The following is a 20,342-nucleotide window of genomic DNA, read 5'->3' as shown; positions in this document are numbered from 1 at the left end:
TTGTTAAGTGTAGATCGTGTTGACGGTGGTCTTGATCACAACGGATCCGCCTTGTGCTGCAGATAGTGCCGCAGCCAGTTTCCGGCCGTCCCCGGCGGGGAGCGTTTATTCCACACCAGATCGATCGCTACCGATCGCGGCCAGCCCGGCACGTTGAGCTGCACCAGCGTTTTTGTCGGGGCAAACTCCTCCACCAGCGCGCAGGGCAGCGCGCACCAGCCGAAGCCCTGCACCGCCATGCTGAGCAGCATCAGATAGTTGGGCGCCGACCACACTGGCCCCTGCGCCAGCACCGGCTCGCGTTCCATATAGGTGTTCAGCCGCAGCTCGCGCCAGCCGTGCAGTTCATCGGCTGCTGTCTGCCTTTGCGCCGCCAGCGGATGGCCCACCGAAGTATAAATCGCCATATGGGTCTGCATCGGCAGGCGGATCGCAGCGATGTCGGTGGGATAACTTTCCCGCGCCTCGGTCAGGCCGATGTGCGCCCGCCCTTTTTGCAGCAGGTCGATGACATCTTCTTCTTCGCCGACCAGGCATTCGAATTCGGTGTGGGGAAAGCGCTCATCAAAGCGGAACAGCAGATCTTCCAGTACATCCGGGTGCAGCGTATCCGACAGCACAAAGGTCAGCCGCGCTTCGGTCTCTTCGCTGAGCGACACCGCCAGCTCATCCAGCCGCGCGCTGGCCGCCAGGATCGACTGAACGTAGCCCAGCACCTGCTTGCCCTGGGCAGTGAGCACCGGCTGGCGGGCGCTGCGATCGAACAGCGCAAAGCCGAGATCGTCTTCCAGATGGGCGATGGCAGTGCTGATAGTGGACTGGCTTTTACGCAGGCGGCGAGCGGCAGCGGAGAAAGAGCCTGCCGCCACCGTTTCAACAAACGCGGTTAACGCTTCGGGTGAGTAGCGCATGAGGTATCTACTTTATCGATGGAATCTAACTTTTATATATCAGTTTTATCGATAAAAATAGCACCAGATTTTGCCCATCCCGGCAAGTTAATGAGGTATCAGAGTATGCAGCACAACGACATTCAGCGCAGAACACTGCCGGAACGCATCTTCCACGCCGTCTGTTTTGAGGGGATTGCCACGGCCATCCTCGCCCCGACCACCGCCTGGCTAATGCAGCGCCCGATCCTGGAGATGGGCGCGTTAACGATTATTCTCGCCACCACGGCGATGATCTGGAACATCATCTACAACGCCGGTTTCGACAGAGTGTGGCCACGACATAAAGTGGCCCGCACCGCGAAAGTCCGCGCCCTGCACGCCCTCGGCTTTGAAGTCGGGTTTATTTTTATCGGCGTCAGCATCGTGTCGATGGTGCTGGGGGTAAGCCTGCTGCAGGCCTTTACCCTCGAGATCGGTTTCTTTATTTTCTTCCTGCCGTACACCATGTTCTATAACTGGGCCTACGACACCCTGCGCGATCGCCTGATGGCGCGACGCCAGCAGCAGCGGACGATCGCTGACTAATCTTCCCGGCCGGAAATCCTTTCCGGCCCTCCCCTCACAGCGTCAACTGCGCCATGCGCTCAGCATTATGGTAAAATAGCCTCCTTTTTTGTTGGTTTTATAGTTGATACGTTTCTCTCATGTCGAAAATCTGGTCTAAAGAAGAGACCCTCTGGAGCTTTGCCCTGTACGGCACTGCCGTGGGTGCAGGAACGTTGTTTCTGCCTATCCAGCTGGGGTCCGCAGGCGCTATCGTCCTGCTCATCACTGCCCTCGTGGCATACCCACTCACCTACTGGCCCCACAAAGCGTTATGCCAGTTCATCCTCTGTGCAAAGACAAAGGCCAGTGAAGGGATCACCGGGGCGGTCACCCACTATTACGGGAAGACCATCGGGAATCTGATCACTACGCTCTACTTTGTCGCCTTTTTTGTAGTGGTGTTAATTTATGCCGTGGCAATCACCAACTCGCTGACCGAACAGCTGGCCAAACACATGACGGTGGATACTACCGTGAGGGTGCTGGTCAGCCTGGGCGTGGTGCTGACGTTGAATCTGATCTTCTTAATGGGGCGGCATATCACCATTCGGGTGATGGGCTTTTTGGTCTTCCCGCTGATTGCGTACTTCCTGCTGGTGTCGCTGTACCTCACCGGCAGCTGGCAGCCTTCGCTGCTCACCAGCCAGATGACGTTCGATCAGCACACCCTGCACCAGGTATGGGTCTCGATTCCGGTGATGGTCTTTGCCTTCAGCCACACCCCGATTATTTCGACCTTTGCCGTCGACCGCCGGGAGAAGTACGGCGATGCCGCCATGGGTAAATGCACCCGCATCATGAAGGTGGCGTACCTGATCATCTGCCTGAGCGTGCTGTTCTTTGTCTTTAGCTGCCTGCTGTCGATCCCGCCGTCGTATATCATCGCGGCCAAAGACGAAGGGGTGACGATCCTCTCTGCGCTGTCGATGATGCCCTCCTCCCCGGCCTGGCTTGGGATCTCCGGCATTGTGGTGGCGATTGTCGCAATGTCGAAGTCGTTTCTCGGCACCTACTTTGGCGTGATTGAAGGGGCGACGGAGATCGTGAAATCCTCGTTGAATCAGGTGGGGGTCAAGAAAAGCCGGGCCTTCAACCGGGCGGTGTCGATTATCGGGGTTTCACTGATCACCTTTGCGGTGTGCTGCATTAATCCCAACGCCATCTCGATGATTTACGCCATCAGCGGGCCGCTTATCGCCATGATCCTGTTCATCATGCCGACGCTGTCGACGTATCTGATCCCGGCCCTGAAGCCTTATCGATCCATCGGCAACGTGCTGACGCTGATTGTCGGGATAATGTGCGTGTCGGTGATGTTTATCGCTTGAGATGGTACAGCACATGAAGCGCAAGACGGTGCTCAGGGGGAAGCGACGGATGCAGAAAATAGCTCTGTTTTGTCATCCCCAGGCGCAGCATTAACGATTCGGAAGAGACGTTGTGGATGGAGGTAAATGAAACCACCTCATTCAGCCGCAGTTCCTGAAAGGCAAAGGCCAGGCAGGCCGTTGCCGCTTCGCAGGCAAACCCCTTGTGCCAGAATGGTTTCGCCAGACGCCAGCCAATTTCGGTACAGGGCGAAAAGGGAAAACGATCGGGTTGATGATGCAACCCGACCGTACCGAGAAAGGTTCCGCTGACCTTCTCCTCCATGGCCCAGAATCCCCAGCCGTTAAGATCAATGAGTGCGCTAAAACGTTCTGCCAGCGCATCGCTCTCTTCCCGGCTCAGGGGAGCGGGGAAGCACCCCATCACCTCCGGATCGCTGTTCAGGGCGGCAAAGGGTACCAGATCGTCTGGTCGCCATTGCCGCAGCCGCACGCGGGGTGTTTCAGGCGCGGATATCATCATATTCGCGGGTCTTATCAAATTCGTGTTTTGCAAACGGGCACAGGGGAATGATTTTGCGATTTTCTGCACGCATCTTTTCCACCACCTTCGCCACCAGCAGCTTGCCTACTCCCTGCCCTTTCAGGCTCTCATCAACGTCCGTATGCTCAATAATGCTGAGGTGCTCGCCGGTGGGGACAAAGACAATCTCCGCAACCTGATTGCCGTCGGCGTCGTTCACGTAATACTTATTATGGCCTTCCTGAATTTCCATAGTGTCTCGCTTATTTGTGGCGGTATTTGAGTGCGCCGCTCGGGCAGGTGTCAATCACACGTACAACGGTTTCAACATCCACTTCATCCGGGATTACCCAGGGTTTACGTTTCAGATTGAATAGCTTACCGCTGCCGCGCACGCAATTACCCGCATGCTGACAGATACCGGTATTAAAGTAGACGTCAATTTTTTCACCGGTATAGGCCCGGTATCCTGCGTCCAGGAGATCGTTATCCATGACATTGCCTCTGTCGTTTTTTTACGTTCGCAGTAAGCATAGCCCTTTACTTTGGGAAATCGGAAATGAAATTTAAAAATAAACAACAATTACCTGTGATGTCTTTATTCACGTTGGATAATGAGGGGTTACTTTTAACAGAGATACACGTTGTCCATGAAACACCTTTCGCCACTCATTATAGCGCTGAGTTTAACGTCGCTAATCGGGTGCAGCACGCCGGCACCGAATAAAGTCGTGCAGATTAATGCTCTGCAAATTCCGTTTATTCTCCCAGGTACACATACATTACCGGCATCACATACCGCCTTACTGTATAAAAGCAATAAACAGGATATTGATTCTCTTACTGGTGCGCTTAAAAAACAGTATCTACAGGATGTTAAAACCAAAGATATTTTTGCCCAGGATAGCGATATACAGCCCGTCTACGCTTCCCTTTCAAAACTTGAGGCGTTAGGCATGATTAATCAGCAGTACCTGAAAGAGCAGAATGAAGTTGGGTTGCAGCAAATTCACCTTGTGTTGAACCCCATTATTCGCGGTTAAAAAAAGGCCCGACATCGCAATGCCGGGCCTGTTTAAATAGCGAGGTTTTTTACTTGTCGGTAATTTCTACCACCACACGACGATCCGGAGACAAGCACCCAATCAGCGCATTGCCGCTCTGACCATTACACTGTGACCCCGTTACCGACTCACTTTCGCCGCGGCCTTCTGCGGAGACGTTTTGTGCCGGAATGCCCAAAGAAACCAGCTCATCGGCAACAGCTTGCGCACGGCGCGAGGAGAGTTGCTGATTGTAGTCAGACGCGCCGAGGCGATCGCTGTAGCCAACAACTACTGCCGACTTGCCGTCAGCAGGCTGTAAGCCAGGGCTGTTATACAGCTGACGAATGGCAGCATGCCCTTCGCTGGTGAGGGTGGCGGAGTCATAACCGAACATTACATCGGACTTAAGATTAAAGTGCTGCGGCGCGGGAGCCGGTGCCACAACAGCCGCAGGCGTCGCGACAACGGGGGTATCGTCATGCTGGCCGAAACGGTAAGTCAGCCCGGCCGTGACCGAACTGACGTCGCTACTTACACCGATCTGGTAGGCATTACCCACGTTGCTCACCCACTGATACTCAACGCGGCCTGCCCAGTTTTTATTAAAGGCATATTCGGTACCGACGGCCGCCAGCGGGCGCACGCCGGTTTCAAAGCGGTTATGGCCGCTGACGTCAGATTCTGCGCGGTAGCCCATCGCCCCGGCGCGACCATACAGGTCCCAATTTGGCGTTACGGCATAGCTGGCTTTCAGGGACATCTGAATACCCTGACTTTTCATTCTGGCGCCAGAGCCACCTTGATGACCGTTGATCTGCATATTCCCTAAATAGTCGTAACCACCTTCAACCGCCAGCCATGGGTTAATCTGGTAGCCGGTATAAATACCGCCGCCCACATTATCGCGATCGATATCAAAATGGTTTGTGCCGCTATTGTTTTCGCGTGCTTTTGCACCGGTGTTGGTATCGAAATAGTGCGACCAACCGAATTTTGCACCGCTGTACCAGGTGCCGGCATCACCCGCAGCAAAAGCGGCGGTGGTTGTGAAAGCATTCGCAATAATTAGCGCAACAATCGTCTTCTTCATAATAATCCCGTTTACACTTACCGTAGACAAATTTATTGATATATTTCAGTCGGCAAACGATATAGCGAAACGCAGACGAGGTTAATGCAAATTCTGTTTAATTTTAAATTTCCCTTCAGAACGACTCGGGCAAGGCTTTTAGTTCCTGCAGATATCCGCCGCGCTTAAAGGTGATATATTCTCCACGCTTCAGGGCCGACAGCACATTTAATATACTGCTGCGTGAAAGGAGGGTTCGGTCCTGAATATAATCCAGAATGGATATTCGCATCCGGGCCTCTTCCGGCAAAGTCATCATCTCCAGCAGGTGGCTACGTATCACCGAATAGGTCCGCTGCTGCATCACTAAAGCATCGCGGTAAAACAGATAAGCAGTATGGTAAGAGAGCACGGCTGCAGCGTCTTCCCATAATCCTTGCTGGCGAAAGCATTCCACCGCCTGTTCTGCATCGACACGCAGTATGGTCGATTCAGATTCCGCGCGCAGAATATGCCCTTTCGTCGGCTGGATCATCTCCGCAATGCCAAACAGATGCGAGTCGTAGACCGTGACAATTAGCAGACCATCGGAAGCGCGCAGGATCGACAGCGCCCCCTGCAAAAACAGGTACAGCTGCGGGCGGCCTTTATGGGTCCACGTCATTCTTTTACGCGGAACAACCTTCATTTTTTCAGCAATCGGCTCAAGCACGGCAGTTAAACGCTGCACGGACGCTTCCGGACGGATGGGGGGAATGAGATGCATAACATGACCTGATAGCAGGGGGTAATAGCCAGTATAGTCCAGTTATATCTGCTGGTTACAAGATGCAGGATGTAATGAAGAGTGACAAGGATGTCAGTGAGTGAGATAGAAAAGCTGGAGCGGGCGAAGGGAATCGAACCCTCGTATAGAGCTTGGGAAGCTCTCGTTCTACCATTGAACTACGCCCGCTTTGAGGTGCGTAAGGCATTATAGACTTTACGCACCTTCTGACAAGACTCCCGATGACTAAGTGGCGATTAAATAGTCACTTAGCACTTCGGTTTGCTGCCCTGCGCCGGCAAGTAGCGCACCGGATCGATAGCCGTCGCCCGGTAGCGGATCTGGAAATGCAGCGCCACGGTGTTAGAGCCGGTACTGCCCATGGTAGCAATCTTCTGTCCGGCCTTCACGTTTTGGCCGTTGTTAACCAGCATCGAATCGTTATGGGCGTAGGCGGTGATGTAATCCTCGCCGTGCTTAATCATGATCAAATTACCGTAGCCGCGCAGCTGATTGCCGACGTAGACCACTTTGCCCGCATCGGAGGCATACACTGGTGCGCCTCGGGTACCGGCGATATCAATGCCTTTGTTGCCGCCTTCGGAGGTGGAGTACGGCATCACCACTTTACCGCTCGCAGGCCAGACCCAGCAGCGCTGTCCTACCGGAGGCCATGACGATTTAGGCACCACGTAAGATGGCGTCACCGCGGCGGTTTTACCGCTGCTTTTCGACGAGGATTTTTTGGCAGTCGCACCGTTGACCTTCAGTTTTTGCCCCACTTCGATGGTGTAGGGCGCAGAGATGTTGTTGAGCCGCGCGAGATCCCTCACGCTGGTGCCGGTCGACCGCGCAATGCGATACAGGGTATCGCCGCGTTTAACGGTATATACAGGACCAGAATCCGATGATTGGCTGCCCGCGCAGCCTGCCAGTAGCAAGGCCAGGATCAGGCAAAACAGAGCAGAAACGGGATTTTTCGTCGGGCTTCCTGCGAACACAACAGTTCCTCGGTCGGCGTGAATGGCCGCGCTATCATAACAGCCTCACTGCCGATGCCCAAGAGCACCCTATACGACAAAAAGCCTACGGGTGATTAGGCTATACTCGCCCGGCCCGATCGCGCTGAACTTACCTGAACGCTGTAAGTCAGTCCCATCCGGCGATATCAGCTCGGGAGTCACTATGGGAACACAGGAACACGTCATTCTGGTAAACGATCGAGGCGCCGTTATCGGCACGCAGGAGAAGTACGCTGCGCACACCTCGCATACCCCCCTTCATCTGGCATTCTCGTGCTGGCTTTTCAACGCCCATGGCGAATGCCTGGTAACGCGTCGCGCCATGAGCAAAAAAGCCTGGCCCGGCGTGTGGACGAATTCCGTTTGCGGTCATCCACAGCTGGACGAAGCCCCGGAGCAGGCGCTGATCCGTCGCTGCCGCTTTGAGGTGGGTATAGAAATTACGGATATTCTTTCGGTTGCCCCGGCATTTCGTTACTGCGAAACCGACCCTTCCGGGATTGTCGAAAACGAGCTCTGCCCGGTGTTTGCCGCGCAGGCTGACGGCGCCGTGGCGATTAATCGTGATGAAGTGATGGATTATCAGTGGGTCAAACTGGATGCGCTGCTCTGCGCGTTACAGGCTACGCCCTGGGCCTTTAGCCCGTGGATGGTAATGGAGGCCCACGAGGCCAAAGCCGAGCTGCTGGCTTACGCTGCCCGCGCACATAAATAAAAAAAGCCCCGACGCGATTAACGCCGGGGCTTTTTAATAACTTAACGACTTACTTTACCGGACGCATCGCCGGGAACAGGATCACGTCGCGGATGGTGTGGCTGTTGGTGAACAGCATAACCATACGGTCGATACCAATACCCAGACCTGCCGTTGGCGGCAAACCGTGTTCCAGTGCGGTCACGTAGTCTTCATCGAAGAACATCGCTTCGTCATCGCCCGCGGCTTTCGCGTTAACCTGGTCCTGGAAGCGCTGCGCCTGATCTTCCGCATCGTTCAGCTCGCTAAAGCCGTTGCCGATTTCACGGCCACCGATGAAGAATTCGAAGCGGTCAGTAATCTCTGGGTTCTCGTCGTTACGACGCGCCAGCGGAGACACTTCGGCCGGGTATTCGGTGATAAAGGTCGGCTGAATCAGATGCGCTTCGGCCACTTCTTCGAAGATCTCGGTCACGATACGGCCCTGACCCCAGCTCTTCTCAACCTTGATACCGATGCTTTCAGCGATTGCTTTCGCCGAGTCGAAGTTATCCAGATCGGCCATCTCGGTTTCCGGACGGTACTTCTTGATAGCCTCGCGCATAGTCAGCTTAACGAACGGCTTACCGAAGTCGAAGACTTCTTCACCGTAAGGCACTTCGGTTTTGCCCAGAATATCCTGCGCCAGGGTACGGAACAGGGATTCGGTCAGCTCGATCAGATCTTTGTAATCTGCGTACGCCATATAGAGTTCCATCATGGTGAACTCTGGGTTATGACGAACGGAAATGCCTTCGTTACGGAAGTTACGGTTGATCTCGAATACGCGATCGAAGCCGCCAACCACCAGACGCTTGAGGTACAGTTCCGGCGCGATACGCAGGTACATGTCCAGGTCCAGTGCGTTGTGATGGGTGATGAACGGACGCGCAGACGCACCGCCCGGGATCACCTGCATCATTGGCGTTTCCACTTCCATAAAGTCGCGGCCAACCATGAACTGGCGGATACCGGCCATGATCTGAGAGCGAATTTTGAAGGTGTTGCGGGAGTCATCGTTAGAGATGAGATCCAGGTAACGCTGACGGTAGCGTGCTTCCTGATCCTGCAGGCCGTGGAACTTGTCCGGCAGCGGGCGCAGGGCTTTGGTCAGCAGACGCAGCTCGGTGCAGTGAATGGACAGCTCGCCGGTCTTGGTTTTGAACAGCTTACCGCGGGCACCGAGGATATCGCCCAGATCCCACTTTTTAAACTGCTCGTTGTAGATGCCTTCTGGCAGGTCGTCACGCGAAACGTACAGCTGAATACGGCCGCCCACGTCCTGCAGGGTGATGAAGGACGCTTTACCCATAATGCGGCGGGTCATCATGCGGCCGGCAACGGCCACTTCGATGTCCAGCGCTTCCAGCTCTTCGTTCTCTTTAGCGTCGAAGTCAGCGTGCAGTTGGTCTGAGGTGCGATCGCGGCGGAAATCGTTCGGGAACGGCACGCCCTGCTCACGCAGTGTAGCCAGCTTCTCGCGGCGGGTTTTCAGTTCATTATTAAGATCTGCTACCGCGTCAGCGCTCTGTACTTGTTGTTCAGACATGTTGGTTCCTCATAACCCTGCTTTCAAACTTGCTTCGATAAATTGGTCCAGGCTGCCATCCAGCACCGCCTGCGTGTTACGGGTTTCAACACCGGTACGCAGGTCTTTAATGCGGGAGTCATCAAGGACATAAGAACGGATCTGGCTGCCCCAGCCGATGTCAGATTTGTTGTCTTCCATCGCCTGTTTCTCAGCATTTTTCTTTTGCATCTCCAGTTCATAAAGCTTGGCTTTCATTTGCTTCATGGCCTGGTCTTTGTTCTTATGCTGGGAACGGTCGTTCTGGCACTGCGTTACCGTATTGGTTGGGATGTGCGTAATACGCACCGCCGATTCGGTACGGTTAACGTGCTGACCACCCGCACCGGAGGCGCGGTAAACGTCGATACGCAGGTCAGCCGGGTTGATTTCGATATCGATATCGTCTTTCACTTCCGGATAGACAAACGCGGAGCTGAAAGAGGTGTGGCGACGACCACCGGAATCGAACGGACTCTTACGCACCAGGCGATGAACGCCGGTTTCAGTACGCAGCCATCCATAAGCGTAATCACCAATAATTTTGACGGTGACAGATTTCAGACCCGCCACTTCGCCTTCGGATTCTTCGATGATCTCGGTCTTGAAGCCGCGTGCTTCAGCCCAACGCAGATACATACGCGTCAGCATGCTGGCCCAGTCCTGCGCTTCTGTCCCGCCGGAACCGGCCTGGATATCGAGATAACAATCGGCGCTGTCATACTCACCGGAGAACATACGACGGAATTCAAGCTGAGCCAGCTTCTCTTCCAGCACGTCGAGTTCTGCAACGGCTTCGTTGAACGTCTCTTCGTCGTCGGCTTCAATTGCCAGCTCCAGCAGCCCGGAAACATCCTCCAGACCCTGCGCCATTTGATCCAACGTATCGACGATGGCTTCGAGAGAAGAACGTTCTTTACCCAGCGCCTGTGCGCGTTCAGGTTCGTTCCAGACGTCCGACTGTTCCAGCTCGGCGTTTACTTCTTCAAGACGCTCTTTCTTAGCATCATAGTCAAAGATACCCCCTAAGAACGTCGGAGCGCTCCGTGAGGTCCTGAATGCGGTTCTTTACCGGATTAATTTCAAACATGGTCTGTTTTCTTTTATGGACGAGTAAAATGCGGTGATAAGGGCGGAATTGTACCGGATTCACGCCCTGTTTTATAGCGGAATAGTGATGCTAAAGTGGCCAGATATGGTCGATGATGATTTGCAGCGTGCGGTTGCCGCGAAACTCGTTGATATCCAGTTTGTAGGCCAGCTCGACTTCGCGCACGCCGTTATCCGGCCAGACCGCGGTATCGACGTTAAAGGCGATCCCATCCAGCAGGGGCCCACCGCCCACCGGCTCAACCATCACTTTCAGGTGACGCTCGCCAACCAGACGCTGTTGCAGCAGGCGAAAACGCCCGTCGAACAGCGGCTCCGGGAACATCTGTCCCCACGGCCCGGCGTCGCGCAGCATCTGCGCCACCTCCATAGTCATATCGGCAGCCGCTAACGGGCCGTCGGAGACCACCTCACCCTGCAGCAGGGCCGGATCCAGCCAGTCGGTCACCAGCTCGCTGAACAGACGCTGAAACTGATCGAACTTCGCCTCTTCAAGTGATAAACCCGCCGCCATCGCGTGGCCGCCAAACTTTATCATCAGCCCCGGATGCAGCGTATCCAGCCGCTCAAGCGCATCACGCATATGCAGCCCTTGAATGGATCGACCGGAGCCTTTCAGCGTCCCGTCTCCGGCAGGGGCAAACGCAATCACCGGGCGGTGAAAACGCTCTTTGATGCGCGAGGCTAAAATACCGACCACGCCCTGATGCCACTCGGGGTGATACATCGCCAGCCCGCCGGGCAGCGTCTCGCTGCTGCGTTCCAGCTTTTCACAGAGGGTCAGGGCCTCGGCCTGCATCCCCTGCTCAATCTCTTTGCGGGTCTGGTTCAGGGCATCCAGCTCGCTGGCCAGCACCCGCGCCTCACCGATGTTGTCGCACAACAGCAGCGCCACGCCGACCGACATATCATCCAGACGCCCCGCCGCGTTCAGACGCGGCCCAAGAGCAAAGCCCAGATCGCTGGCAGCCAGCTTCTGGGGATCGCGGTTGGAAATTTCCAGCAGTGCCTTAATGCCCGGACGGCATTTACCCGCACGAATGCGGCTCAGGCCTTGCCAGGTCAGAATGCGGTTGTTGGCATCCAGCGGCACTACGTCGGCCACGGTGCCGAGCGCCACCAGATCCAGCAGCTCAGCCAGATTGGGCACCGCAATCCCGCGCGCGTCAAACCAGCCTTTATCCCGCAGCAGCGTGCGCAGCGCCAGCATCAGGTAGAACGCGACCCCCACGCCCGCCAGCGATTTTGACGGAAACGCACATTCGCGCAGATTGGGGTTAACGATCGCTTTTGCCGCCGGGAGCGTGTCGCCGGGCAGGTGGTGATCGGTGACCAGCACCGGGATCCCCAGTTTGTGCGCATGATCGACACCGGCATGGGACGAGATCCCGTTATCCACCGTCAGGATCATCTGCGCGCCGCGCGCGTGCGCCTGATCGACCACTTCCGGGCTCAGGCCGTAGCCGTCCTCAAAGCGATTCGGCACCAGATACGCAACGTTATCGCACCCCATCGCCCGCAGGCTGAGCACGCTCAGCGCGGTGCTGGTGGCGCCATCCGCATCAAAATCACCGACAACGATGATCCGTGTCCCTTCGCTAAATGCCTGGTAAAGCAGTTCGGCTGCGCGATCCACACCGCTGAGCTGCTGCCAGGGCAGCATGCCTTTTACGCCGCGTTCAAGGTCGCCCGCGTTATGCACGCCGCGACTGGCGTACAGCCGACGCAGAAGGGGGGGCAGATCGGCGGGCAGATCTGCATGTGCATCCACCTCACGGCGACGAAGCTGTATCGTTGATTTCACGTGAATTATTTACCGCCAAACTGTTTCTGGTGCGCGTCGAGGAACTCTTTCATCTCTTTCGGCCCCTGATAGCCCGGCACCACATAGCCGTTGCTCAGCACGATAGCCGGAGTTCCGGTCACGCCGAACTGCACGCCCAGCGCGTAGTGGTTCGCAATATCGATATCGCAGGAAGCAGGCTGAACGCCTTTGCTGCTCATCGCATCATCGAACGCTTTTTTGCGATCTTTGGCGCACCAGATGGCCTTCATATCCTGTTCTGGTTTGCTATTGATGCCCGCGCGCGGGAATGCGAGGTAACGCACGGTGATCCCCAGCGCGTTGTAGTCTTTCATCTCTTCATGCAGCTTGTGACAGTAGCCGCAGGTGATGTCGGTAAACACGGTAATGACGTGTTTTTCCTGCGCAGCTTTGTAGACGATCATCTCTTTTTCCAGCGCATTCAGGTTTTTCATCAGCATCTGGTTGGTGATGTTCACCGGCTGAGCGCCGCTCACGTCGTACATCGGGCCCTGCAGAAAGTGCTTACCGTCTTCGGTGACGTACAGCACGCCGCCGTTGGTCAGCACCGTCTTCAGCCCTGCGACCGGCGCAGGTTGAATATCACTGCTGGTGACGCCGAGCTTCGCCAGCGATTGTTTAATGGCCGCATCGTCAGCGTGGGCCAGACCGGATAATGAGGCTGCCAGCAGAGAGAACAGCACTAAAGACTTTTTCATATTCATTCCTGTTGCGATTCAGCACTCACGCGCGTGGGTGATGCTGTTGGTGTAGCTGCCGCAGGCGTTCCGTCGCGACATGCGTGTAGATTTGCGTCGTTGACAGGTCACTGTGCCCCAGCAGCATCTGGACCACGCGCAGATCGGCGCCATGGTTTAAAAGATGGGTGGCAAAGGCATGACGCAGAACGTGCGGCGAAAGTTTTTCACTGTCGATACCCGCCAGTGTGGCGTAATGTTTGATGCGATGCCAGAAGGTTTGACGCGTCATTTGTCGGGCGCGCTGGCTCGGGAACAGCACATCGATAGAGACCCCGTTGAGTAACCACGGACGCCCGTACTCAAGATAGTTCTCCAGCCAGTACACCGCCTCTTCGCCCAGCGGCACCAGACGCTCTTTATTGCCTTTACCGATCACCCGTACCACGCCCTGACGCAGGCTGATGTCGCTCATCGACAAGCCGACCAGCTCCGAGACGCGCAACCCGGTGGCGTATAAGACCTCAAGCATCGCTTTATCGCGTAACTCCAGCGGTTGGTCAACCACGGGCGACTGTAATAATCTCTCAATTTGCGCTTCGCTAAGATCTTTCGGCAGACGCTGCGGCAGCTTTGGCGAGGCCAGCACCGCACTGGGATCGTCCGCGCGGAATTTCTCACGATACAGATGCTGAAACAGACGCCGGATAGCGCTTAGCAGCCGCGCGGAGCTGGTGGCCTTATAGCCGCCTTCCATGCGCTCGGCCAGCAGGGCCTGCAGATCGTCACTTTGCGCGGTTTCGAGGGAGCGGCCATGATGCTGTAGCCAGGCCGTCAGCATCGCCAGATCGCGTCGGTAAGCACTGAGGGTATTTTCGGCCAGATTCTTCTCCAGCCACAGCGCATCGAGAAACTGTTCGATGAGTGCGAGATCCTTTTCCACATCAGCCCCTATGGTTCAGCAATCGGTGCATTATGCCTGAATGCGCATTGTTTCTGGTACACTACTCGCAAAGTCATAGCAAGTATTGAGACATTTTAGCGATGAATATTGGTCTGTTTTATGGTTCCAGCACCTGCTACACCGAGATGGCAGCGGAGAAAATTCGCGACATTATCGGCCCGGAACTGGTGACGCTGCATAATCTTAAAGACGACGCCCCGACGGTGATGGAACAGTACGACGTGCTGATCCTCGGGATCCCCACCTGGGACTTTGGTGAACTGCAGGAAGACTGGGAAGCGATCTGGGAACAGCTTGATTCGCTGCAGCTTGAAGGCAAAATCATCGCGCTGTACGGCATGGGCGATCAGTTAGGCTACGGCGAGTGGTTCCTCGACGCGCTGGGGATGCTGCATGACAAGCTGGCAGCAAAAGGCGTGACGTTTATTGGTTACTGGCCGACCGAAGGCTATGAGTTTACCAGCAAGAAGCCAATCATTGCCGACGGCCAGCTGTTTGTTGGGCTGGCACTGGATGAAACCAACCAGTACGATCTAAGCGAAGAGCGCCTGCAAAACTGGTGCGAGCAGATCCTGGGCGAAATGGCGGAGCAGTTCAGCTAAACCGCTACCGCCGTCCATGCGTCGGTTGTTGCGAAATCATCCGGCGCAGATCCCGCCACTCCCCTTCATCCATACTGTCTGCGGATAACCATAAATGGTGGCAGCGCTGTCCGTCGCCTTTGCGCAGACGAAACATCATGCCGACATTAAGCATCCACGGGGTGCCAACAATCTCCCAGTCACTCCCTTGCCAGTGTAGGCGGGAATCCATCAGCAGTTTGATTTCACCCTGCCGGGTGTTGATGCGCCGCTGGCTACGCACGCTATCGAACACTACCAGCGAAAGTAATAGCAGCCAGAGTGGTGTGTAGCTAAGCGGCCACGGCATCAACAGGATCAACGCCGCAACCAGGCCGTGGAGCAAAAGAGACATCCACTGTGAGCGCCACGAGACGCGCAGATCAGATTGCCACAGGACCACGTTCCCGATTCCGTGTTTGAATTAAAAGCACCATCCGTTGCAGTTCGGCGTCGGCAGGTTTGCCGTGATTCATCAACCAGTTAAATAAGTCGGGATCGTCGCTCTCGAGCAGGCGGATGAACAGATGTTTATCGTCATCGCTTAGGCTGTCGTATTCGTATTCGAAGAACGGCATGATGGAAATGTCGAGCTCGCGCATGCCGCGACGACATGCCCAGTGAATGCGGGGTTTGTTACTAATATCCATGTGTTCTATTCCTGCATAACGTTGAGTTCAGGCAGTATTCTGTTCGTCTCTGCTGAAATGTGCATCAACCGTGAAGAAACTGCCCTTAGTGTAACGTGTTTTTTGCGGCTTCATTACTGCAATATTACAGACTCACAGCACGCCTTCAGAAAAAAACCGCAAAGAATATACGTGTTCATCGGTTTTGCGCTGCATTACGCAGAACTGCGTGAAGGCACGAATAGCCTGATGAAACCACTTGCAATGGCTACAGTCTCTTTTACCATTAGGCCTTAACAAAGCGTTAAGCAATTCAGGACATCACTATGGCTTTTACACCTTTTTCTCCGCGCCAGCCTGTCGCCTCTGCGCGTCTGCCGCTGACGCTTATGACGCTTGATGACTGGGCGCTGGCGACTCTCACAGGTGCAGATAGCGAAAAGTACCTGCAGGGCCAGGTGACTGCGGACGTCAGCCAGTTGACCGAGCACCAGCACCTGCTGGCCGCGCACTGCGATCCTAAAGGCAAGATGTGGAGCAACCTGCGTCTTTTCCGCCGCGGGGCCGGTTTTGCCCTGATCGAACGCCGCAGCCTGCGCGATGCGCAGCTCACCGAGCTGAAAAAGTATGCGGTATTCTCCAAAGTCACCATCGCCGCTGATGATGAATTAGTGCTGTTAGGCGTGGCAGGGTTCCAGGCGCGCGCCGCGTTGAAAAACCTGTTCAGCGAGCTGCCAGATGGGGAAAAACAGGTCATCAGCGACGGCGTCACTTCCCTTCTGTGGTTTGAACACCCTGCAGAGCGTTTTCTGCTGGTCACCGACGCAGCAACAGCTGAGCGCGTTACCGAAGCCCTGCGCGGCGAAGCGCAGCTGAACAATTCCCAGCAGTGGCTGGCGCTCAACATCGAAGCGGGCCAGCCGGTTATCGACGCTGCAAACAGCGGGCAGTTTATTCCACAGGCGACGAATTTACAGGCACTCGGCGGTATCAGCTTTAAAAAAGGCTGCTACACCGGCCAGGAGATGGTCGCACGAGCGAAGTTCCGCGGCGCTAACAAGCGTGCGCTGTGGTATCTGGCCGGTCACGCCAGCCGCGTACCGGAAGCGGGCGAAGACCTCGAACTGAAAATGGGTGACAACTGGCGCCGTACCGGCACTGTGCTGGCCGCCGTTCAGTTGGATGATGGTCGTCTGCTGGTGCAGGCCGTTATGAATAACGATATGGAGCCAGACAGCGTGTTCCGCGTACGCGAAGATGTGAATACTCTGAGCATTGAACCGCTGCCGTACTCGTTGGAAGAGTGAATTCTGTTGCCGGGTTTACCCGGCAATCTTATTTATACCTGCCCGACATACAAATAAATCGCCAGGAAGTGGCACACGCTGCCACCCAGCACAAAACCGTGCCAGATGGCGTGGTTGTAGGGGATGCGATTACAGACGTAAAAAATCACCCCCAGCGAATAGACCACACCCCCGACCGCCAGCAGAGTAACCCCGCCCGCCGCCAGTTTTACCGCCAGTTGATACACCACAATCAGCGACAGCCAGCCCATCGTCAGATAGGTCACCAGCGACAGCACTTCAAACCGGTGCGCGATGGTCAGTTTGAACAGGATCCCCAGCAGCGCCAGGCTCCAGATAACAATCATCAGCCCACGCGCCAGCGGTGAATTCAGACCGACCAGCAAGAAAGGCGTATAGGTGCCGGCAATCAGCAGATAGATGGCGCAGTGGTCGAATTTCTTCAACCAGGTTTTGGCCCGCCGATGCGGAATGGCGTGATACAGCGTAGAGGCCAGAAACAATAAAATCATGCTCCCGCCGTACAGGCTGTAACTGGTGATCGCCAGCGCGCTGGCGTTAGTGTCGACTGCCTGTACCAGCAGCAGCACCAGCCCGACAATACCAAACACCAGACCAATCCCGTGACTGATGCTGTTGGCTATTTCCTCAGCCAGTGAATATCCCTGTACGGTTAATGACTTGCTAACCATAGAGAACTCCAGGAAAACCTACGTGAGTAATGCATTGCAGACTATGCTAACTGAGAATGATTCCAGTGAACACCTGTTAGCCAAAATAAATATCATGTGATATTTAGACTAATATAATCATCATGTTAACAGAACATTTCAGCTAACGGTCGTTCACTTAAAAAATCAAAGGCATTTAAAATCAATGACATAAAACTGCGTCTGATGCGGATAGATTTCCGCGATCACGCGCTTAAGTTCCTCACGCGTCATGTTCTCCTGCTGGGCATGTTTTTCGGTCAACGTCTCCAGCGTCACCGTCGAGGTGTCCGTCACCTCAATGGTGCAGAAGTACTCCTGATCCTCAAAACGCCCAACCCGCAGAATATCGCCCGCTTTGAAATGCGCTTCACTCTCGTCGCGGATGGTGATGGTTTTACGCCCGGCCAGAATGTCATCCTGAAAACGCTGAAAAAAAGTAATGTCGTTTGGCTGCATGTTATTATTCCCTGAAGATGAAGTCTGATAAGTGAGTTTAGCCACTGTGAGCATGTTCTCCCATTCCGCCATTGCCAGTCTCAATAATCTGGAGATGATGGTCTACAACACCGTCATCAAAAACCGCGATCGGGTGATGTACATGACCATCCGCGAACTGGCAGATGCGGCGGGGGTGTCCACCACCACCGTGCTACGCTTTTGTCGCAAACTGAATTGCGATGGCTATTCTGAATTCCGCGTCCGTTTTAAATTATATCTCGAACAAAACGAGCCGCAGCAGGCCAATTTTGGTGCCAGTGAGATTATCAGTTTTTTCAAAAGCGTAAACAACGACGAATTTGATACGCTATTAAATAACGCCGTAGAGATAATCTTATCGTCGGAGCGTATTATATTTGTCGGCGCAGGTACCTCGGGGTCGCTGGCAAAATATGGCGCACGTTTCTTTTCCAATATTGGTAAGTTCAGCAACCATATCGACGATCCTTATTTCCCGGTCACCAACGATATGGCGAAAAACGCTCTGGCGATTGTGCTTTCGGTCTCGGGTGAAACCGAAGAGATCCTGCGCTTCGCCAGCCAGTTCAGCCTGCATCACTGCAAGGTGCTCTCCATTACCAGCCACGAACATTCGCGGCTGGCGAAACTGGCGGACTTTAATCTCTCCTGGCATGTCCCGCAAACGCGTATCGCAGGCGTCTATGATATTACGACGCAAATTCCGGTGGTTTATATTCTTGAATCTCTGGGGCGTAAGCTGGCGAAGAAATTAACGGAATAAAACACCCTGTTTTTTAGAGGTAACAAATTACAATTTCTGCGAATTGTTATATCGTGACTTTTTATTCCCCTTTGTTAGACTCAAAAACAGACAGCAATAAACGAGATCAGCAAAGATGAAAAAACTCACCTTACCGAAAGACTTTTTATGGGGCGGCGCGGTTGCGGCGCACCAGGTTGAAGGCGGCTGGAACAAAGGCGGCAAAGGCCCGAGCATTTGTGACGTGCTGACCGGCGGCGCCCACGGCGTTCCGCGTGAAATTACCCAGCAGGTGGAAGCTGGCAAATACTATCCAAACCACGAAGCCATTGACTTCCACGGCCACTATAAAGAAGACATCAAGCTGTTTGCCGAGATGGGCTTCAAATGCTTCCGTACTTCTATCGCCTGGACGCGCATCTTCCCGAAAGGGGATGAAACTCAGCCGAACGAAGAAGGGCTGAAGTTCTACGACGACATGTTCGACGAACTGTTGAAGTACAATATCGAGCCGGTGATCACCCTCTCCCACTTCGAAATGCCGCTAAACCTGGTGCAGGAATACGGCGGCTGGACCAACCGTAAGGTGGTCGATTTCTTCGTTAATTTCGCCGAAGTGGTGTTTGAGCGCTACAAGAGCAAGGTCAAATACTGGATGACCTTCAACGAGATCAACAACCAGCGTAACTGGCGCGCGCCGCTTTTCGGCTACTGCTGCTCCGGCGTGGTGTACACCGAGCATCAAAACCCGGAAGAGACCATGTATCAGGTCCTGCACCACCAGTTCGTGGCCAGTGCCCTGGCGGTGAAAGCAGCCCGTCGCATCAACCCGGAAATGCAGGTTGGCTGCATGCTGGCAATGGTTGCGCTCTATCCTTTCTCCTGCAAACCAGAAGACGTGATGTTTGCCCAGGAATCAATGCGTGAACGCTATGTCTTTACCGACGTGCAGCTGCGCGGCTACTACCCGTCTTACGTGCTGAATGAGTGGGAGCGTCGCGGTTTCACCATCCAGATGGAAGCCGGAGATGAACAGATCCTGCGTGAAGGTACCTGCGCCTATCTGGGCTTCAGCTACTACATGACCAACGCGGTGAAAGCGGAAGGCGGTACCGGCGATGCGATTTCTGGCTTCGAAGGCAGCGTGCCAAACCCGCATGTGAAAGCGTCCGACTGGGGCTGGCAGATTGACCCGGTGGGCCTGCGTTACGCCCTGTGTGAACTGTATGAACGTTATCAGAAGCCGCTGTTTATCGTGGAAAACGGCTTTGGCGCGTACGACAAAGTAGAAGAAGATGGCAGCATCAACGATGATTACCGTATCGACTACCTGCGCGCTCACGTAGAAGAGATGGTAAAAGCGGTGACCTATGATGGAGTGGATCTGATGGGCTACACCCCGTGGGGCTGCATCGACTGCGTGTCATTCACCACCGGTCAGTACAGCAAGCGCTACGGTTTTATCTACGTGAACAAGCACGACGATGGGACCGGCGATATGTCCCGTTCACGTAAGAAGAGCTTTAACTGGTATAAAGAAGTGATCGCCAGCAACGGCGAAACGCTTTAATTTTCCTCTCACCCCGGCCCTCCCCTCATGTACAGTCCGGGGACATGGTAGACAGATGTTCGGGGACAGGGTGAACACTTTTTAACATCCTTTACCCATGGTGATCGACTTTCTTTTCAGGTCGATCACCCCCACTTTTGTGCTGTACCACCATA

Annotated in this window: 24 protein-coding genes and 1 tRNA gene; 8 read left to right on the top strand and 17 right to left on the bottom strand. The window is 54.7% G+C overall.

Features of this window, described 5'->3' with window-relative positions; translation table 11 throughout:
• Positions 1-35: 35 nt before the first annotated feature.
• Complete coding sequence (locus M8014_RS06030) at positions 36-911, bottom strand: LysR family transcriptional regulator (RefSeq protein ID WP_271281629.1); 876 nt, start codon at positions 909-911, stop codon at positions 36-38.
• Positions 912-1,016: 105 nt separating this feature from the next.
• Here M8014_RS06030 and M8014_RS06025 point away from each other — a divergent pair, with 105 nt between their 5' ends.
• A complete protein-coding gene (locus M8014_RS06025) occupies positions 1,017-1,478 on the top strand; it encodes a multidrug/biocide efflux PACE transporter (protein WP_271281628.1) in 462 nt (153 codons plus the stop codon).
• Between the two features lie 119 nt (positions 1,479-1,597).
• Positions 1,598-2,827, top strand: a complete 1,230-nt coding sequence (locus M8014_RS06020) for an amino acid permease (protein ID WP_271281627.1) — start codon at positions 1,598-1,600, stop codon at positions 2,825-2,827.
• Here the strand turns inward: M8014_RS06020 and M8014_RS06015 are convergent.
• The 3 genes from M8014_RS06015 to yjdI are packed head-to-tail and all read right to left on the bottom strand — an operon-like array spanning position 2,817 to position 3,844.
• Entirely contained in the window at positions 2,817-3,347 is a 531-nt protein-coding gene (locus M8014_RS06015; RefSeq protein ID WP_271281740.1) for a GNAT family N-acetyltransferase, read from the bottom strand. The two genes, M8014_RS06020 and M8014_RS06015, sit on opposite strands and share 11 nt — an antisense overlap.
• Complete coding sequence (locus M8014_RS06010) at positions 3,331-3,603, bottom strand: GNAT family N-acetyltransferase (protein WP_271281626.1); 273 nt, start codon at positions 3,601-3,603, stop codon at positions 3,331-3,333. Before M8014_RS06010 ends, M8014_RS06015 begins: the two co-directional genes overlap by 17 nt.
• Before the next feature lie 10 nt (positions 3,604-3,613).
• Positions 3,614-3,844: a 4Fe-4S mono-cluster protein YjdI gene (gene yjdI, locus M8014_RS06005; protein WP_271281625.1), complete on the bottom strand. Its 231-nt coding sequence runs from the start codon at positions 3,842-3,844 to the stop codon at positions 3,614-3,616.
• Positions 3,845-4,000: 156 nt separating this feature from the next.
• On the opposite strand from yjdI, the gene M8014_RS06000 reads away from it, so the two are divergent.
• Positions 4,001-4,393 (top strand): hypothetical protein, encoded by a 393-nt coding sequence (locus M8014_RS06000; RefSeq protein WP_271281624.1) that lies wholly within the window; start codon positions 4,001-4,003, stop codon positions 4,391-4,393.
• Between the two features lie 49 nt (positions 4,394-4,442).
• On the opposite strand, the gene ompA is transcribed toward M8014_RS06000, so the two are convergent.
• From ompA to actS, 4 genes are all read right to left on the bottom strand, one after another.
• On the bottom strand, positions 4,443-5,486 hold the full coding sequence (ompA, locus tag M8014_RS05995; protein ID WP_271281623.1) for a porin OmpA: 1,044 nt from the start codon (positions 5,484-5,486) through the stop codon (positions 4,443-4,445).
• Positions 5,487-5,601: 115 nt separating this feature from the next.
• Positions 5,602-6,231 carry a winged helix-turn-helix transcriptional regulator gene (locus M8014_RS05990; RefSeq protein WP_271281622.1) on the bottom strand — a complete coding sequence of 210 codons (630 nt, stop codon included), beginning with the start codon at positions 6,229-6,231 and terminating at the stop codon, positions 5,602-5,604.
• Positions 6,232-6,346: 115 nt separating this feature from the next.
• Positions 6,347-6,420, bottom strand: a tRNA-Gly gene (locus M8014_RS05985).
• A gap of 80 nt (positions 6,421-6,500) precedes the next feature.
• The gene (actS, locus tag M8014_RS05980) at positions 6,501-7,232 is read right to left on the bottom strand and encodes an amidase activator ActS (RefSeq protein WP_271281621.1); all 732 of its coding nucleotides are present in this window, start codon (positions 7,230-7,232) and stop codon (positions 6,501-6,503) included.
• 184 nt (positions 7,233-7,416) lie between these two features.
• On the opposite strand from actS, the gene idi reads away from it, so the two are divergent.
• Positions 7,417-7,968 carry an isopentenyl-diphosphate Delta-isomerase gene (idi, locus tag M8014_RS05975; protein ID WP_271281620.1) on the top strand — a complete coding sequence of 184 codons (552 nt, stop codon included), beginning with the start codon at positions 7,417-7,419 and terminating at the stop codon, positions 7,966-7,968.
• A 49-nt stretch (positions 7,969-8,017) separates the two neighbouring features.
• On the opposite strand, the gene lysS is transcribed toward idi, so the two are convergent.
• The 5 genes from lysS to xerD all read right to left on the bottom strand — a co-directional run bounded on the left by lysS (position 8,018) and on the right by xerD (position 14,108).
• Positions 8,018-9,535, bottom strand: coding sequence for a lysine--tRNA ligase (gene lysS / locus M8014_RS05970; protein ID WP_271281619.1), 1,518 nt, complete (start codon positions 9,533-9,535; stop codon positions 8,018-8,020).
• A gap of 9 nt (positions 9,536-9,544) precedes the next feature.
• Positions 9,545-10,643 (bottom strand): peptide chain release factor 2 gene (prfB, locus tag M8014_RS05965; protein ID WP_271281618.1). Its coding sequence is split into 2 segments (ribosomal slippage): positions 9,545-10,567 and positions 10,569-10,643, totalling 1,098 coding nucleotides; the frame shifts between segments, so codons are not numbered across the junction.
• 90 nt (positions 10,644-10,733) lie between these two features.
• Positions 10,734-12,467, bottom strand: a complete 1,734-nt coding sequence (gene recJ, locus M8014_RS05960; protein WP_271281617.1) for a single-stranded-DNA-specific exonuclease RecJ — start codon at positions 12,465-12,467, stop codon at positions 10,734-10,736.
• Between the two features lie 5 nt (positions 12,468-12,472).
• Entirely contained in the window at positions 12,473-13,186 is a 714-nt protein-coding gene (gene dsbC, locus M8014_RS05955) for a bifunctional protein-disulfide isomerase/oxidoreductase DsbC (RefSeq protein WP_271281616.1), read from the bottom strand.
• A gap of 25 nt (positions 13,187-13,211) precedes the next feature.
• Positions 13,212-14,108 (bottom strand): site-specific tyrosine recombinase XerD, encoded by an 897-nt coding sequence (xerD, locus tag M8014_RS05950; protein ID WP_271281615.1) that lies wholly within the window; start codon positions 14,106-14,108, stop codon positions 13,212-13,214.
• Positions 14,109-14,209: 101 nt separating this feature from the next.
• Here xerD and fldB point away from each other — a divergent pair, with 101 nt between their 5' ends.
• On the top strand, positions 14,210-14,731 hold the full coding sequence (fldB, locus tag M8014_RS05945) for a flavodoxin FldB (RefSeq protein WP_271281614.1): 522 nt from the start codon (positions 14,210-14,212) through the stop codon (positions 14,729-14,731).
• 4 nt (positions 14,732-14,735) lie between these two features.
• On the opposite strand, the gene M8014_RS05940 is transcribed toward fldB, so the two are convergent.
• Together M8014_RS05940 and sdhE are read right to left on the bottom strand one after the other, a co-directional pair.
• Positions 14,736-15,152 carry a protein YgfX gene (locus M8014_RS05940; RefSeq protein ID WP_271281613.1) on the bottom strand — a complete coding sequence of 139 codons (417 nt, stop codon included), beginning with the start codon at positions 15,150-15,152 and terminating at the stop codon, positions 14,736-14,738.
• On the bottom strand, positions 15,133-15,399 hold the full coding sequence (gene sdhE, locus M8014_RS05935) for an FAD assembly factor SdhE (RefSeq protein ID WP_271267176.1): 267 nt from the start codon (positions 15,397-15,399) through the stop codon (positions 15,133-15,135). The genes M8014_RS05940 and sdhE overlap by 20 nt, the downstream gene beginning before the upstream one ends.
• A gap of 305 nt (positions 15,400-15,704) precedes the next feature.
• Here sdhE and ygfZ point away from each other — a divergent pair, with 305 nt between their 5' ends.
• The gene (gene ygfZ, locus M8014_RS05930; RefSeq protein WP_271281612.1) at positions 15,705-16,685 is read left to right on the top strand and encodes a tRNA-modifying protein YgfZ; all 981 of its coding nucleotides are present in this window, start codon (positions 15,705-15,707) and stop codon (positions 16,683-16,685) included.
• 32 nt (positions 16,686-16,717) lie between these two features.
• Here ygfZ and trhA read toward each other — a convergent pair whose 3' ends face one another.
• Complete coding sequence (gene trhA, locus M8014_RS05925; protein WP_271281611.1) at positions 16,718-17,377, bottom strand: PAQR family membrane homeostasis protein TrhA; 660 nt, start codon at positions 17,375-17,377, stop codon at positions 16,718-16,720.
• 165 nt (positions 17,378-17,542) lie between these two features.
• Positions 17,543-17,854, bottom strand: a complete 312-nt coding sequence (gene yqfB, locus M8014_RS05920) for a N(4)-acetylcytidine aminohydrolase (RefSeq protein WP_271281610.1) — start codon at positions 17,852-17,854, stop codon at positions 17,543-17,545.
• A 52-nt stretch (positions 17,855-17,906) separates the two neighbouring features.
• On the opposite strand from yqfB, the gene M8014_RS05915 reads away from it, so the two are divergent.
• On the top strand, positions 17,907-18,638 hold the full coding sequence (locus M8014_RS05915) for a MurR/RpiR family transcriptional regulator (protein ID WP_271281739.1): 732 nt from the start codon (positions 17,907-17,909) through the stop codon (positions 18,636-18,638).
• A 115-nt stretch (positions 18,639-18,753) separates the two neighbouring features.
• Positions 18,754-20,187 (top strand): 6-phospho-beta-glucosidase, encoded by a 1,434-nt coding sequence (locus M8014_RS05910; protein WP_271281609.1) that lies wholly within the window; start codon positions 18,754-18,756, stop codon positions 20,185-20,187.
• The last annotated feature ends 155 nt before the right edge of the window (positions 20,188-20,342 follow it).

Source organism: Silvania hatchlandensis (genome assembly GCF_025564065.1).
GTDB lineage: Bacteria > Pseudomonadota > Gammaproteobacteria > Enterobacterales > Enterobacteriaceae > Enterobacter > Enterobacter hatchlandensis.
Note: the sequence above shows the minus strand (reverse complement) of the source record. Positions and strands in the feature narration are given on the sequence as shown.